General features: G+C 60.1%; 17 protein-coding genes. 10 read left to right on the forward strand and 7 right to left on the reverse strand.

All coding sequences use genetic code 11. From position 1 onward, the window contains the following. The 3 genes from B4F73_RS05500 to B4F73_RS05510 form a co-directional block, all read right to left on the reverse strand. Positions 1-494 (reverse strand): TonB-dependent receptor plug domain-containing protein (locus tag B4F73_RS05500; RefSeq protein ID WP_290482688.1); only part of this gene is annotated, 494 nt, incomplete at its 3' end. A 122-nt stretch (positions 495-616) separates the two neighbouring features. Then, on the reverse strand, positions 617-1675 hold the full coding sequence (locus B4F73_RS05505) for a helix-turn-helix transcriptional regulator (RefSeq protein WP_290482689.1): 1059 nt from the start codon (positions 1673-1675) through the stop codon (positions 617-619). 83 nt (positions 1676-1758) lie between these two features. Next, entirely contained in the window at positions 1759-2079 is a 321-nt protein-coding gene (locus tag B4F73_RS05510; RefSeq protein ID WP_233347512.1) for an ArsR/SmtB family transcription factor, read from the reverse strand. A gap of 236 nt (positions 2080-2315) precedes the next feature. On the opposite strand from B4F73_RS05510, the gene infA reads away from it, so the two are divergent. Continuing rightward, positions 2316-2534 carry a translation initiation factor IF-1 gene (gene infA / locus B4F73_RS05515; protein WP_011646371.1) on the forward strand — a complete coding sequence of 73 codons (219 nt, stop codon included), beginning with the start codon at positions 2316-2318 and terminating at the stop codon, positions 2532-2534. A 5-nt stretch (positions 2535-2539) separates the two neighbouring features. Next, entirely contained in the window at positions 2540-3124 is a 585-nt protein-coding gene (locus tag B4F73_RS05520; protein WP_290482690.1) for a Maf family protein, read from the forward strand. Here the strand turns inward: B4F73_RS05520 and B4F73_RS05525 are convergent. From B4F73_RS05525 to B4F73_RS05535, 3 genes are read right to left on the reverse strand one after another with little or no spacing between them, the layout of a single operon-like run. Then, positions 3121-3468 carry a hypothetical protein gene (locus B4F73_RS05525; RefSeq protein WP_290479434.1) on the reverse strand — a complete coding sequence of 116 codons (348 nt, stop codon included), beginning with the start codon at positions 3466-3468 and terminating at the stop codon, positions 3121-3123. The two genes, B4F73_RS05520 and B4F73_RS05525, sit on opposite strands and share 4 nt — an antisense overlap. Positions 3469-3480: 12 nt before the next feature. Continuing rightward, positions 3481-4008 carry an RNA polymerase sigma factor gene (locus B4F73_RS05530; protein WP_290479435.1) on the reverse strand — a complete coding sequence of 176 codons (528 nt, stop codon included), beginning with the start codon at positions 4006-4008 and terminating at the stop codon, positions 3481-3483. A 31-nt stretch (positions 4009-4039) separates the two neighbouring features. Further along, positions 4040-4414 carry a DUF6249 domain-containing protein gene (locus B4F73_RS05535; protein WP_206990885.1) on the reverse strand — a complete coding sequence of 125 codons (375 nt, stop codon included), beginning with the start codon at positions 4412-4414 and terminating at the stop codon, positions 4040-4042. Between the two features lie 154 nt (positions 4415-4568). On the opposite strand from B4F73_RS05535, the gene B4F73_RS05540 reads away from it, so the two are divergent. The 7 genes from B4F73_RS05540 to B4F73_RS05570 all read left to right on the forward strand — a co-directional run bounded on the left by B4F73_RS05540 (position 4569) and on the right by B4F73_RS05570 (position 10800). Beyond that, a complete protein-coding gene (locus B4F73_RS05540) occupies positions 4569-5282 on the forward strand; it encodes a fused DSP-PTPase phosphatase/NAD kinase-like protein (RefSeq protein ID WP_290479436.1) in 714 nt (237 codons plus the stop codon). A gap of 61 nt (positions 5283-5343) precedes the next feature. Beyond that, positions 5344-5655 (forward strand): hypothetical protein, encoded by a 312-nt coding sequence (locus B4F73_RS05545; RefSeq protein ID WP_034811431.1) that lies wholly within the window; start codon positions 5344-5346, stop codon positions 5653-5655. Positions 5656-5775: 120 nt separating this feature from the next. Next, positions 5776-6051 (forward strand): hypothetical protein, encoded by a 276-nt coding sequence (locus B4F73_RS05550; protein WP_034811433.1) that lies wholly within the window; start codon positions 5776-5778, stop codon positions 6049-6051. Between the two features lie 83 nt (positions 6052-6134). After that, positions 6135-6521, forward strand: coding sequence for an MAPEG family protein (locus B4F73_RS05555; protein WP_034811435.1), 387 nt, complete (start codon positions 6135-6137; stop codon positions 6519-6521). A 44-nt stretch (positions 6522-6565) separates the two neighbouring features. Then, a complete protein-coding gene (locus tag B4F73_RS05560) occupies positions 6566-7912 on the forward strand; it encodes a TldD/PmbA family protein (protein ID WP_290482691.1) in 1347 nt (448 codons plus the stop codon). Beyond that, on the forward strand, positions 7899-9023 hold the full coding sequence (locus tag B4F73_RS05565) for an inositol monophosphatase family protein (RefSeq protein WP_290482692.1): 1125 nt from the start codon (positions 7899-7901) through the stop codon (positions 9021-9023). The genes B4F73_RS05560 and B4F73_RS05565 overlap by 14 nt, the downstream gene beginning before the upstream one ends. Before the next feature lie 4 nt (positions 9024-9027). Then, positions 9028-10800, forward strand: a complete 1773-nt coding sequence (locus B4F73_RS05570; RefSeq protein WP_290481738.1) for an ABC transporter ATP-binding protein — start codon at positions 9028-9030, stop codon at positions 10798-10800. On the opposite strand, the gene B4F73_RS05575 is transcribed toward B4F73_RS05570, so the two are convergent. Continuing rightward, the gene (locus tag B4F73_RS05575) at positions 10797-12233 is read right to left on the reverse strand and encodes an FAD-binding oxidoreductase (protein ID WP_290482693.1); all 1437 of its coding nucleotides are present in this window, start codon (positions 12231-12233) and stop codon (positions 10797-10799) included. The genes B4F73_RS05570 and B4F73_RS05575 overlap by 4 nt on opposite strands. A gap of 99 nt (positions 12234-12332) precedes the next feature. On the opposite strand from B4F73_RS05575, the gene B4F73_RS05580 reads away from it, so the two are divergent. Continuing rightward, complete coding sequence (locus B4F73_RS05580) at positions 12333-13382, forward strand: AraC family transcriptional regulator (RefSeq protein ID WP_290482694.1); 1050 nt, start codon at positions 12333-12335, stop codon at positions 13380-13382. Positions 13383-13471 lie beyond the last annotated feature (89 nt).

A 13471-nucleotide genomic window follows, 5' to 3' on the forward strand; every position in this document is an offset into this window, starting at 1 on the left:
GTGACGTATTTGATCGCGCCGCCAATCGTGTTGCGGCCATAGAGCGTGCCTTGCGGTCCGCGCAGGACTTCGATCCGTTCGATGTCGAAAATGTCCAGGATCGCGCCTTGTGGGCGTGCAATATAGACATCATCAACGTAGAGACCGACGCCGGGCTCGAAGCCCCAGAGCGGGTCCTGCTGGCCGACGCCGCGAATGAACGCGATCAGGGTGGAGTTGGAGCCGCGTGCCACTTCGATCGTTGCGTTCGGGGTCGAACGTTGGATGGACGTGATATCGACCGCGCCGGTGGCTTCCAGCTGGTCAGCGCTGAACGCAGAAACGGACAGCGGTACATCGATCAGGTCTTCTTCGCGGCGTTGGGCGGTAACCGTCACCCGGCCTAGCGTGCGGGCCTCTTCCGGGGCCTCATCATCCGCATCCTGCGCGTGCGCAGCGTACTGGCCCGCGGTCAGCGCCAGCGCCGACACGAGACCGAATCTCAGCGTATTCATTTTGTGATTTCCCAATTTTTCCTCCCGAGGATTCTTTGTATTTGACGGGATTTATCCAGAACATGCGCGCTTGGGCGATGACCTGAGGGCTCAACACAAGTGAACATTTTCGCTCAGGCGCGTCAGGCTTGAGCAGTTTCCATGCTGGACCTGGCATAGACGGCAGGCGAAACACCGCGCATCTTCTTGAACGCCCGATTGAAGGCGCGCACATCGGAATAGCCAAGAAATTCCGCAACTTGGGTGACGCTTGTGCCTTGTGCCAGCATCAGGCCGGCCCGTTCGGCGCGGCTTTCCTGGAGGATGTCCCGGAAACTTGTGTGCTCTTCGCTCAGGCGGCGGCGCAAGGTTGCAACGCTCACGTCCAGATGCCGGGCGACAGCTTGCTGGGTTTCGTGTCCATCCGAAATCAGGTCGGCTGTGCGTACTGAATAGCTTCGCGAGTCGGAAGAAGGCGCGATGGCTTCAAGATGGCGGATGACGCGCGCGAAAATCCCGTCAGCGGTCAGATCGACTTCCGGGGTGGCGGGAATGGTCTCGCAGGCTATGTCGATATCGTAGATCAGTTCATAGGCTGCATGACCGTAGCCGATGGGCACCTGCCAAAATTGCAGCTGGCCATTGCCGTCATCATTCCGGTTCCTGAGCAGGCTCACCCGTTTGAGCGCCCGGCCTGCGGCGCCGCCGGTCAGGCTGTCGAGCAGGGCATGAGTCTTGATCAGCAAGGCGTCGCCGACGAAATGCGTCAACGCACGGTCATCGCGAAAGCGATAGGGGAAGGTTGAATCGTCCACCACGAGCGCGAGCATGGAATCGGTCTGGCGGACATAGTTGTAGCGCCCGCCATGCATCATGTTGAAATGCGAAGCGAGGCTCCGGATTGCGTCTTGCAGGGTCGAGGCCGCCTGGATCTGCGTCACGACAAATGTGCCGGTCTGGTAGAGCAGCTTTCGTTCAGAAAGTTGCGCAGTCAGGTCGTCGAAGGACCGGGCGATCTCGCGTTGGATGCGATAATAGTCTACCAGATCAATCTGCGTGCCGGGTTGGCTTGTGCGTTTGCCCGGATCGATGCCCAGTCGATCCAGCAGGCCGTCAACGTCCACACCCGACGTTCCGGCCCATGACAGGATCGGTTCAATCTGGTGGAGTTCGAAACTCGCCCGGGTCAGTGACTGCGACATGCGGGTCTTATAGCAGGAATCTGTATCGAAAACGTATCCTGATTCAAAAGGATGTTTTCAAATATGGCGTTGCTGCAACAGGCCTAGCGGTAATAGGCGCACAGCGTGTCGACCAGCGCCCGGCCGATCCCGCCCGCACAACGATAATAGATCGTCTGCGCATCCCTGCGGCTTTCAACCAGACCGGCCGCACGCAGCTTTGCCAGGTGCTGGGATACAGCGGAATGCGATTGGCCGGTCATGTCGGCCAGCTGATGAACAGGGTGCTCGCCCTCATTCAGCGCGCACATGATCTTCAACCGCGTATCACTCGACATGGCCTTCAGCACTTCTGAGGCCTCGTGAATGCGCTCCGACATGAGGTCAAAGGCATCCTTCGTCTGGGGTTTGTGCTGGGCTTTCATCAGGATGTGCTCGTAGTGATTGTTGCGGGCGGCGTATCAGCCAATATGCGAATATAAGCATTAAGATGGTGCGAAACAGGGTCGCGTCTGCAAGAGACGGGCGGGAATACGCTGAAAATGCCCGCATGACGGGGCATTTTGCTGAACTTCAAATCTTGCCGGAATCCGTGCAAACCTTTATGCGCCCCCTATATGCGTTTCGGCGGCGCAATGGACCGCCCTTTATTGGAGACTGCATGTCGAAGGAAGAACTGATTGAATTCGAAGGCACAGTCGTGGAACTGCTGCCGAACGCGACGTTCCGCGTTAAACTCGAGAACGACCACGAAATCATTGCCCATACGGCTGGCAAGATGCGCAAGAACCGCATCCGCGTGCTGACCGGGGACAAGGTCATGGTTGAGATGACCCCTTACGACCTGACCAAGGGTCGTATCACCTACCGCTTCAAATAAGAGATATGGCGTCCTCAGGGCATGTTCCCCTGATCCTCGCCAGTGCGAGTCCCCGGCGGCGAGACCTGCTCGCCCAGATAGGGATTGTGCCGGACGCGATCTGCCCCACTGACATCGACGAATCCCGTCGCAAGGACGAATCTCCGCGTGCGCTGGCCGAAAGGCTGGCGCGGGAGAAGGCCATGGCCTGTCCGGAGGCTGGGTTTGTGCTGGCCGCGGATACCGTGGTTTCGCTGGGCCAGAGAAACCTCGAAAAAGCTGCCGATGCGGCAGAGGCCGAGGCCTTCCTGCGGCTTCTTTCAGGCCGGGCACACCAATGTCTTACCGGTATCGCCGTGAAAGCCCCCGATGGCCGCGTGAGCAGCCGTACCGTGCTTGCTCGGGTGAAGGTGAAGCGCCTGACAGATCAGGAAATCGCTGCCTATATTGCCAGCGGCGAATGGCAGGGCAAGGCGGGCGGCTATGGCATTCAAGGCATGGCCGGCCCCTTCATCACCCATATCAGCGGCAGCTACACCGCGATTGTCGGCCTGCCGCTATACGAGACAAAATCCCTGCTGGAAGGCATGGGCTGGCGCGTGAAGGCCTAGGCTTTCTCCCAGGCCGTTATGGCCAGAAGGCTCAGCGCGACCACGCCGCCTACCATGAGCCATATCGGATCGGCCGTCGCGAGAAGGCTGGCATCCTGCTGGGCATCGGTAACAGTCTGGGTGACCAGCGTATCCAGCCCGCTCCAACCTGTCAGCAAGCCCGGTAACTGCACGGCCGCCACGCCAGCACCCACCATACCGACAGCGCCCAGCACCAGTTTGCGAAAGAGGGATTTTCGGCGAATGCCGCCCATCACGTCATTCACGAACGGGGCCGGATCCAGCGCGCGGTCTTCCGCCGTGAAGAGATCGGTCAGGTCTGAATAGGTTTCCTGGTCACGCATCATCGTACTCCATCACGCCACATGGCTGCTTTCAAGGTGTTTGCGGAGCGCGGCCACGCCGCGCGTTACATGGGATTTTATCGTGCCAAGCGGCCAGCCGGTGGCCTCCGCCGCTTCGCGATGGGACAGGCCTGAGGCGACGCACAGCACCACGCAGACCCGCTGGGCTTCAGACAAGGTGTCCAGCGCCCGGTTGAGGTCCATCTGGTCACCGACCTGATCGGACTGGGTGCGCTCGAACGGAATGATCTCTGCCGTTTCGTCAAACTCTATCTCGATCTTCTGCTTTCGGCGGGATTGCAGATATTCGCGCCAGCAGATCGTGCAGATCCAGGCCGAGAAGGTTCCGCCGGCATAGGAACCAATCTTCTGCCAGGCCTTCAGGAACGTCGCTTGCGCGATGTCATCCCCGTCGCTGGCCGAGCCGGTCAGGCGCCTCGCCATGCCGCGTATGCGGGCCTGATGGCGGCGCACGAGTTCGGCAAAGTCTGCCTCATGACCTCGTGCGGCGCTTGCGGCCAGGTCCGGATCGCTGCGCATGTCGCGCCCTCCCTTGGCAACCAGCCTCAGCTCAACCCTGTTGCCCACGACGACTCGCCGCCCAGAGACCAAGATAGGCCAGACCGATGAAGACAGGGAAGGATGCGACGCCGATCATGGGTTTGACGGCTTCACCTTCTTCCATGCCAACCATCACACCGAGAAAGCCGAAGGCCACTCCGACGGCAAGGAACAGGACGCCCCGGCGCAAATCGGCGCGGACCGGATCGGTGATCAGGGCGAGTTTTTCCATCGTCTCGCCGGTCAGGTCCTGGCCCTTGTCGACCGCATGCCGCACCGTTTCATGCAGGGTCAGGCGTTTCTTGAAATTGTAGTGACTAACCAACCAGACAATCCCGGCAATGGCACCAAAAAAGACTACGGGGACAACAATATCTTCGCTCATTTCAAAAGCTCCTTCAGGCTTGTTCCGGGGCGTCGTGTTCGGCGCCTTTGTAGGGTAGATGCCGGCAGAGGCGTGTTTGGATGCAGCGCACCTGACTTTTTCTTTGTGTCGCCTGTGCTTGCCGATGGCGGGCCCGACCGCTAATCGCGGGGCAATGGTAAAGCTGAGATCGAAAAAGAATCGCAAGCCGCATATAGCGCCGGACCTGTCGACGACGCAGGGTCGTGCCCGCGCGCGCCGGGAACTGGTCTGGGGAGACCACGGGTTTCTGCGGGCAGCGTTCTCGAACCTGCACCAGATTTCGCCGGAGATATGGCGCGCCAACCAGCCCTCGCCCAAGAAGGTGGTTGAATATGCCGAGACGCTCGGCATTCGCACCATCCTGAACCTGCGCGGGGAAAGCACCAAGGGCTATTACCTTCTGGAGAAGGAGGCCTGCGAAAAAGCGGGAATCACGCTTGTCGATTTCCAGGTCTTCTCCCGCGACACACCGACGAAAGAGGCATTGTTCGCAGCGAAAGACTTGTTCGAATCGATCGAATACCCGGCGCTCATGCATTGCAAGTCGGGCGCAGATCGGGCGGGGCTGATGTCCGTGCTCTACAAGCTGTTGCGGGAAAAGGTTCCGTTCGAGCAAGCGGTGGAGCAGCTGTCGCTGAAATACCTTCACGTCAAACATGGCAAGACCGGCATGCTGGACGCGTTTTTCCAAGCCTATGCCGATTACAATGCCGGGCGCGCGCCTGAAGACTGGAAACCTTTTCTCGACTGGGTTTCAGACGACTATGACCGGATGGAAGTGAAGGAAAGTTTCCTGCGCGAGTTCGGAAAAGGCATCCAGGTCGACAAGATCCTGCAACGGGAATAGTTGCTTTCCTGTTAGTTAATTTCGTGCTTGGCTGAGCCGAACAGATACCGGAGCTGCCAGAATGCGCGTCCTGATCCTGACCGGCCTTTGCTTGGCCATGCTTGCCGCCTGCAGCCAGAAATCCGACCGTGAAATGTTGACCGAGGCCTGCATCGCCGATGGTGAAGGTCCGGAGACCTGCGCGTGTATCACGGGCGCCATGGAAGAAAAGCTGAGTCCGGACCTGTTTCGGCGCACAGCCGCTGCGATCGGCCGCGAGAAGCGCGACGTCGAGGATTTCGTGGAATCCCTGACCATGGCTGACCAGCTCGAATTTGCATCTTCGCTGACCGCAATGATTTCGTGCGAACTGGCGGTGGCAGACGATGAATAATCAGGGCCTGTCGCAAAATCGACGTCGCCCGGTCATGGGAAGTTCGCTTCTCGCGTGTAATTGGGCGACGGGTGGCACCAATCTGCATAGAATTAGTTTGGAATATAGGAAGGGGATCTCATGAAGTTCTTTATTATCAATAGCTTCCGCACGATGGTCTATGTCGCATATATTGCGATCATCGTGGGGGGCATCGCGCTTGGCCTTTACAATCGGGGTGAATTTACGGGCGAGTTGCTTGGTCTGACCGATACGATTGCTCAAGTGGCCGACTTTGCGGTGTTCACAGTGGGCGGATGGATCGCGGCCAGCCTCGTCTGCGGCCTGATCGTGACATTGCTGGATATTCGCGATGACATAAACGACCGCTTGCCTGATGCGCGTCGCGACGACTGAGCGACTCAATCAGAATCACGATTGAATAAGAACAGGCCATCGATTCGCGTCGGTGGCCTTTTTCAAATGGGGAGGAAACCACAATGACATCACTTGAAGTGGCCGGCGTATATGTCGCCGTGAACATGCTGCTCTTGATCTATCTGGCGTTCCGGGTCGTGTCCGTGCGGCAGTCGGCCAAAGTCTCGGTCGGGACCGGTGGCAATGAGATGCTGGAATTGCGTACGCGTGTGCACGGCAATGCCACGGAATACATCCCGTCCATGCTGGTCGGCCTTGTCATTTTGGCACTGATGGGACTGCCGGCCTGGGCCATCCATGTTGCAGGCGGCGTCTTCACGCTCGGGCGATTGATGCATGTCATCGGGCTTGGCGGGACAATCATGGCCATGCGGGCCGGAGGCATCCTGCTCAGCTGGATTGCAATGGTGCTGACGGCGCTGGCGATCCTGTACCACGCCTTCGCCTGATTTGCGCAGTTGCGCGAGGCGAGCGCAGCGTCCATCTAGCCAGAATGGCTGATTTCAAGATACCGCCGGCCGAATTGCTTGCCGGACTACTGGACCATTGCCGAAAGGAAGGTGCAGACGCTGCCGACGCCCGGATTGGCGAGAGCGAAGGCGTAAGCGTTTCCGTCCGCGACGGCGCGCTGGAGAGCATTGAACGTGAAGAGGGGCGCTCGGTCGCCCTCCGCTGCCTGTATGGCAAGCGACAGGCGCACGTATCCGGCGCGGATTTGTCGCCGGAAGGGCTGAAGGCGCTCGCGGAACGCTGCGTGGCGATGGCGCGCGCTGTGCCCGAAGACAAATATTGCGGCCTGCCGGATGCGGACAAGCTGGCGACAGGCGATCTCGACATGGATCTGACCGGCGAACCGGAAATCTCCGCCGACATCCTGGAATCCGAAGCGCGGACAGCCGAAGCAGCCGCCTTGGGCATTGAAGGCATCAAGACGGTCGCCGGGTGTGGCGCATCCTGGAACCGTTCCTCGCGCTGGGTTGCGGCCAGCAATGGCTTTTCCGCCTTCAAGACAGGCACGTCGACCAGCCTTGGCCTTGCTGCGGTGGCAGAGCGCGATGGCCATATGGAGCGGGACTATGACAGCTGGTCAGTCCGCTTCAAGAAAGACCGCCCGACAGCTGCCGAGATCGGAATCACGGCAGGTGAGCGCACGATCTCGCGCCTTGGCTCACGCAAGCTGAACACGCAGAAGGCCGCTGTCCTGTATGATCGGCGGGTCTCTGCGGGTCTCATAGGGGCATTCCTGGGGGCGATTTCCGGCCCGTCAGTTGCGCGCGGTGTCAGCTTCCTGAAAGACCGGATGGGCGAGCTGGTCTTCGCGGATGGTATCCACATCATTGACGATCCATTCCGCCCGATGGGCATGGGTTCGCGCAGCCATGATGGTGAAGGCCTGCCGGTGCAGGAAACTCACCTGATCGATAATGGCCGACTGACCAGTTGGCTGCTGAATTCCTCTTCGGCGCGCCAGCTGGGTATGGAGCCGAACGGCTTTTCCGCGCTCGGCTTTGGCGATCCTCCCGGCGTGACCACGTCGAACCTCTACCTGAAGGCCGGAGACAAGACCCCCGGCGAACTGGTCAAGGGGGCGGGCAAGGGCCTTTTGGTAACCGACATGTTCGGGCCGTCCATCAATCCGAACAATGGCGACTATTCGGTCGGCGTGTCGGGCTTCTGGTTCGAGGATGGCGAGATTGCCTATCCGGTGTCCGAAGTCACCATCGCGGGCGACTTGCCCTCCATGTTTGCACGCCTCATCCCGGCCTCGGACCTTGAGTTCCGGGGAACGCGGGACGCACCGAGCATTCTCATCGAGGATATGAGTCTTGCGGGTAGCTGACCGCACCCTGTTTGAAGACATGAAAATCCTGCGTGAGCTCGCGCAGGAAGCCGGGAAATTGGCGCAGTCCTTCATGCTCGGCGGCCAAACGGCAGAGACCTGGCACAAGAGCGGCGGCAGTCCGGTGACCGAAGCCGATATGGCCGTGAACCAGCTCTGCTCGGATCGACTGACACGCTTCCGTCCGGAATATGGTTGGCTGTCCGAAGAGACGCTCGACGATCCCCATGCGCGCCAAAAGGATCGCTGCTGGGTCGTGGACCCGATTGACGGCACCCGTGCCTATATTCGCGGTGATCCGCATTGGTGCATCGGGCTTGCCATTGTGGAAGAGGGCATCTCGGTGGGTGGGGTGCTGTATGCGCCGGAACTGGACGAATTCTACGAGGCGCATCGCGGGCAGGGGGCGTTTCTGAACGGCGCCGCCATCCGGGTCAGTGAGTGCGCCGCCGAGGCAGGTTGCCGCCTGATTGCGGCGGAGACAATGCTGGAGCACCCAGGCTGGCCGGAGCCTTGGCCGCCCGTTACCGTCGCCCGGCCGAAGCCCAACTCCACCCTGTTGCGGATGGCCTTCGTGGCGGCAGGAAAATGGGATGCAACGCTCGTTCTGGGTCAGAAGGCGGACTGGGATCTGGCTGCGGGCACGATCCTCATCGAGGAAGCGGGTGGTGTTGCCACGACACATCGCGGCGAAAAACTCATATTCAACCGGGCAGTACCTGCACAAAGGAGCGTTATTGCTTCTGGAAACGCCCTGCATCCTCTGTTAGTGCGCAGGTCAGAATTTGTGGATATACCTGACCCACAGGAAAGGGCGCCGAAAATGGTGCCTCCAGCGACTACGGAGCCAGCCAAAATGGGCGATACTACCCGCGAGACCAAACAACTTCTCCACATCGTATTCGGCGGCGAGCTGAAGGATGTGACCGAAGTGGAATTCGAAGACCTGTCCAAGGTCGACTTTGTCGGGGCTTTCCCGAACTACAAGGAAGCCTACGACGCCTGGAAGAATGCTGCCCAGCGTACGGTCGACAATGCCGAAACGCGCTATTTCATCCTGCACGCTCACAAGCTGCTGGACCCGGAAACGGGAGACCACCATCACGTCTGAGGTGGTGACAGCTAAGGCCCCCAAGCAGAAGGGGAGCCTGAGGCGCCTGTTTGCAGCCTATTTCCGCCAGCATATCGGCTGGTTCGCCGCCGGCACGCTCATGGCCCTGCTGACCTCGCTCAGCGCCATGGGCTATTCGCTGGTGCTGAAGATGCTTGGCGATCGGCTGCAGGCGAGTTTCGGGGATGAGGCGCAGGTGCCCGTGTCCGGCCCTGACTGGATCTGGTGGATCGGCGGCGCAATCGTGGCCCTGTCCTGTGCGCGGGCGCTCTCGCTCTACCTGATGACCCTGTTCAACAATACCGGCGTCCAGCGCGGGTTGGTGTCGGTGCAATCGAGCCAGTTCGATTCCCTGACCGATGGTGACTATGCGCGTGTGGCGGCGGATGCGTCCGGCGACTTTGTCTCGCGCTTCATCAATGATGTGAACGCGATCCGCGATGCGGCGCTGCGCTTTGCCAACAATTTCACTAAAAGCACAATCACCGTGATCGGCATGTTCGGTGTGATGCTGGTCATCGACTGGCAGCTGACCCTGCTGTTGCTGGTCGCCTATCCGATTGCGTTCGGGCCGGTCATCGGCCTCGGCAACCGCATTCGCAAACGCTCCAAACAGGCCCAGAAGCAGGTCGGGCAGGTGACATCGCTCCTGTCGGAAGGCTTCCAATCGGCGCGGGTGGTGAAGGCTTACGGGCTTGAGCCGTACCAAAAGTCGCGCGCGCGGCAGGGCTTTGTGGAGCGCTCCAAATTGTTCCTGAAAGTGCTGACGGACCGGGCGGCGGTAGACCCGATTCTTGAAGTCGCGGGTGGCGCTGCATTGGCCGGGATTCTCGGCTTTGCGGCCTGGCGTATGTCGCAGGGGGCGATGACCCTTGGCGACCTGCTCGGCTTCATTGCCGCGCTGGGCATCGTCTCGCCGGAACTGCGCGCACTCGGCACACTGAATGCTGTGGCGCAGGAAGGCGGCGCAGCAGCTGATCGCGTGTTCGAGATTGTCGACGCGACGACTCATATTGCGGATGCGCCAGATGCTGAGCGCTTGAACCGGGTCAACGGACATGTGGTGTTTGATGGGGTCAGCTTTGCCTATCCGGATGGCACGCGGGCATTGAACGGATTGTCCTTTGTTGCGGCGCCGGGCGAAACGGTGGCGATTGTCGGACCGTCGGGCGCGGGCAAGTCGACTGTCTTCAACCTGCTCATGCGCCTCTATGATGCCGAGTCCGGCGCGGTAAGCGTGGATGGCAAGAATGTGCGCGGCGTTGTGGGCGATACGCTCCGGGCCAATATCGGGCTGGTGGCGCAGGATTCGGCGCTGTTCGACGATACGGTCCAGAACAATATTGCGCTCGGGCGTCTTGGCGCGACCAATGCAGAGATCGAGGCGGCGGCCAAGGCGGCCAATGCGCATGACTTCATTACTGCCATGCCGGACGGCTACCAGTCGCCGGCGGGTGAGATGGGCCGCAACCTTTCCGGCGGCCAACGCCAGCGCGTGGCCCTGGCGCGGGCGATCCTGCGCGGTGCGCCGATCCTGTTGCTGGACGAGGCGACATCGGCCCTCGACGCCGAGAGCGAAGCAAAAGTGCAGGCGGCCCTTGCGGAATTCTCCAAGGGCCGCACCACGCTGATTATTGCGCATCGCCTTTCTACAGTTCGCGCGGCCGACCGCATCATTGTGATGGAAGACGGCCGCGCGGTGGAGGAAGGCACGCATGACGCGCTGATGGCCTCCAGTGGCGCCTATAAGCGCCTGGTCGAGCTCCAGCTGAGCTAGCCGGCCACCCCGGCTGGTATCTTGCGCGTCAGATTGATGTTCGTGCGAAACAGATTGTCGGGGTCGGTTGCTTCCTTGATGCGTACAAGCCGGTCAAGATTTTCCCCAAAGGCGTCTTCCAGATTATTGGCTTCGTCCCCCTCGGGAATGAAGTTTACGTAGCGCGTACCCATGGCGTGCGGCTCCAATGCCTGGAACAGTTTCCGCGCCCATTGAACACATTTTCCGTCATCGGCCGGGTCTTGCCAGCGCGTATGGACGTTGACCACAAAATGGGACTGACGGTTTGGCCAAGCCGTGGCATCCGCCGGAATGCGCGTCGCAGCGCCACCGACATGCCCGAAGAAAATCTCGCATTCATCCGAAGGCAGATTGTTGACCGCTTCATGTATAATGTCGATGGCGGCGTCACTGAAGGCGGCGACATCATGGCTTTTCCAGTAATTGCGTGCGCCTTCGGTGAGCAGCGGATCGAAACTGGTTTGCCAGTCGGCGAACGGCATCGGGCCAAAATGAGTTGCAATCGGATTTCCGATGGAGCGCACGCCCAATGTGGCGGCCTCTGCAGCGTTCAGATCACCGATAAAGCAGAAAGGAACCACCATGACCTCGCGGCCATGCCATTCCTCAGGTATGAAGGGCAGGGGCGGGGCCTTGCGCGAAACGGCCCAGCAGGTCAGTTCGTCCGGCGCGTCTGCAACGAGCGCCTGAAGTGCGCGGGTCACATCTGGAAAATCTGCAATCGGATGGACCAGCATGCCTGCAAACACTTCCGGGCCAACGGGGTGCAGGTCGAATGTGAATTCGGTGACGACACCGAAATTCCCACCACCACCCTGAAGGGCCCAGAATATATCGGAATTTTCAGTCTTGCTTGCAGTGATGATCGAGCCGGAAGCGGTCACGAGCCGTACGGATTTCAGGCAGTCCACCGTCAGTCCATACTTCCGCGTCACCCAGCCAAATCCGCCCCCCAGCGCCAGCCCGGCTATTCCTGTTGTTGAATTGATGCCCGTTGGCACGACCAGTCCGAATTCCTGTGTGGCCCGGTCGACATCGCCGAGAGACGCGCCGGGCTGAACCCGCGCCGTCCGGGCCTCCGGATCGACAGTGACCGATTTCATGTCCTGCATGTCGAGCACGAGCCCGTCATCGCAAAGCGCCATGCCAGCGATGTTGTGTCCGCCAGAGCGCAGCGACATGAGCAAGCCATTGGTGGAAGCGAAGCTTACCGCAGCGGCGATGCCAGCTTCGTCCCTGGTGACCAGGACGGCGGCCGGCCGTTTGTCGATCATGCCGTTCCAGATGGCGCGGCGCGCGTCATAGTCATCGGCCTCCGGCGTGATGATCCGGCATCCGGTCGACTGTTGAAGTTCGTTTGCGGAATAGCTTTGCGTGCTCCCGCCCAGTGTATTGATTACAACATTGGTCATTGCGTTTCTCCGTCCCCCATAAGCACGACAATCGCGCTGTTCGTGGGAGGATATTTGCATTGTTGCCCTAAATACGTAATTCTCCTGCATCCGGAAAAAATGCTCATTCATCCAGAGTGTGGCTCGGATCGAGACCGTTTCGGTCTCAGGGGGACGCGTATAGATGTATTATCGCAGGTTTTGAGTGCCGTTCGATTTGAAGCGGCCTTTTATTTCAAGGTCAATGCGTCGGCGCCCTGGGTAACGACCAACCCGTCAATGGACGAGATCGGCTCCATCGTGATGCCGCATGTTCAGCATGTGATTCCGTTTCACGTGATGATTGATGGCGATGCGTGGGCGTGGTCAGCCGCAGGCGATACCGAACCGCAGACCCTGCGGTCTGGCGAGATCATGATCTTGCCTCAGGGGGCAGAGCATTTCATCGCATCCGATCAGAAGCCGAACATGATCCCAAAGGTTGACGTGGAGCCGTATCGGGATGCGGCCAAGCGCGTGACGCCCTATAATCACGTCCAGATTGGCGGAGACGGCACGCCCGCAACGTTTGTTTGCGGATATTTCGGCTGTGATGCCCGGCCATTCAATCCGCTGCTGAGCGCCTTGCCAGGGATGATGATCGTGCGGCCCACCGACAGTACATGGGCGTTGATGCAGAATTTGATCGTCTCGGCGCTGGACGAGGATGAGCGTCCGGAAGCCGGCAGCCAGACGGTTCTGGCCAAGTTGAGCGAGCTGATGTTCGTTCAGACGCTGCGCCACTATATCGAGACCTTGAGTGAAGATTCGGTTGGCTGGATTTCGGGCCTGCGGGATGAGCGGGTGGGCGCGGTACTGCGCCTGATCCATACACGTCCCGCTGAGCCGTGGACGCTGGACAAGCTGGCCAAGGAAGCGGGCATGTCGCGTTCGGCTCTGGCTGACCGGTTCGCGGCATATACGGGCGAGCCGCCATCCCGTTACCTGACGCGCTGGCGGATGCAACTGGCTTCCAGCCTGCTGTCAAACAGCAGCGTGTCGATCGCGGAAGCGGCAGAAACTGTGGGCTACAGTTCCGAGGCAGCTTTCAAACGGGCATTCAAGAAACATGTCGGAGAGACGCCGGGTCGGGCACGCCGCGCCAGTCCGCCCGCAATTGGACAAGCCTGAGCGACGCCTGTGAGGGCGCTGGGTGGGCTGATGAGTTTTCCGGGGGAAGGGTTGCGGTCAGGTGTCCGGAGCGGGCACAGCGGCCGCAT

The organism is Hyphomonas sp. UBA3601 (assembly GCF_002375605.1).
GTDB lineage: Bacteria > Pseudomonadota > Alphaproteobacteria > Caulobacterales > Hyphomonadaceae > Hyphomonas.

What these genes read in the sequence shown, in the direction of transcription:
- B4F73_RS05505 (WP_290482689.1), bottom strand. Translation starts at nt 1,675, where the DNA reads ATGTCGCAGTCACTGACCCGGGCGAGTTTCGAACTCCACCAGATTGAA.
- B4F73_RS05510 (WP_233347512.1), bottom strand. Translation starts at nt 2,079, where the DNA reads ATGAAAGCCCAGCACAAACCCCAGACGAAGGATGCCTTTGACCTCATG.
- infA (WP_011646371.1), top strand. Translation starts at nt 2,316, where the DNA reads ATGTCGAAGGAAGAACTGATTGAATTCGAAGGCACAGTCGTGGAACTG.
- B4F73_RS05520 (WP_290482690.1), top strand. Translation starts at nt 2,540, where the DNA reads ATGGCGTCCTCAGGGCATGTTCCCCTGATCCTCGCCAGTGCGAGTCCC.
- B4F73_RS05525 (WP_290479434.1), bottom strand. Translation starts at nt 3,468, where the DNA reads ATGCGTGACCAGGAAACCTATTCAGACCTGACCGATCTCTTCACGGCG.
- B4F73_RS05530 (WP_290479435.1), bottom strand. Translation starts at nt 4,008, where the DNA reads ATGCGCAGCGATCCGGACCTGGCCGCAAGCGCCGCACGAGGTCATGAG.
- B4F73_RS05535 (WP_206990885.1), bottom strand. Translation starts at nt 4,414, where the DNA reads ATGAGCGAAGATATTGTTGTCCCCGTAGTCTTTTTTGGTGCCATTGCC.
- B4F73_RS05540 (WP_290479436.1), top strand. Translation starts at nt 4,569, where the DNA reads ATGGTAAAGCTGAGATCGAAAAAGAATCGCAAGCCGCATATAGCGCCG.
- B4F73_RS05545 (WP_034811431.1), top strand. Translation starts at nt 5,344, where the DNA reads ATGCGCGTCCTGATCCTGACCGGCCTTTGCTTGGCCATGCTTGCCGCC.
- B4F73_RS05550 (WP_034811433.1), top strand. Translation starts at nt 5,776, where the DNA reads ATGAAGTTCTTTATTATCAATAGCTTCCGCACGATGGTCTATGTCGCA.
- B4F73_RS05555 (WP_034811435.1), top strand. Translation starts at nt 6,135, where the DNA reads ATGACATCACTTGAAGTGGCCGGCGTATATGTCGCCGTGAACATGCTG.
- B4F73_RS05560 (WP_290482691.1), top strand. Translation starts at nt 6,566, where the DNA reads ATGGCTGATTTCAAGATACCGCCGGCCGAATTGCTTGCCGGACTACTG.
- B4F73_RS05575 (WP_290482693.1), bottom strand. Translation starts at nt 12,233, where the DNA reads ATGACCAATGTTGTAATCAATACACTGGGCGGGAGCACGCAAAGCTAT.
- B4F73_RS05580 (WP_290482694.1), top strand. Translation starts at nt 12,333, where the DNA reads ATGCTCATTCATCCAGAGTGTGGCTCGGATCGAGACCGTTTCGGTCTC.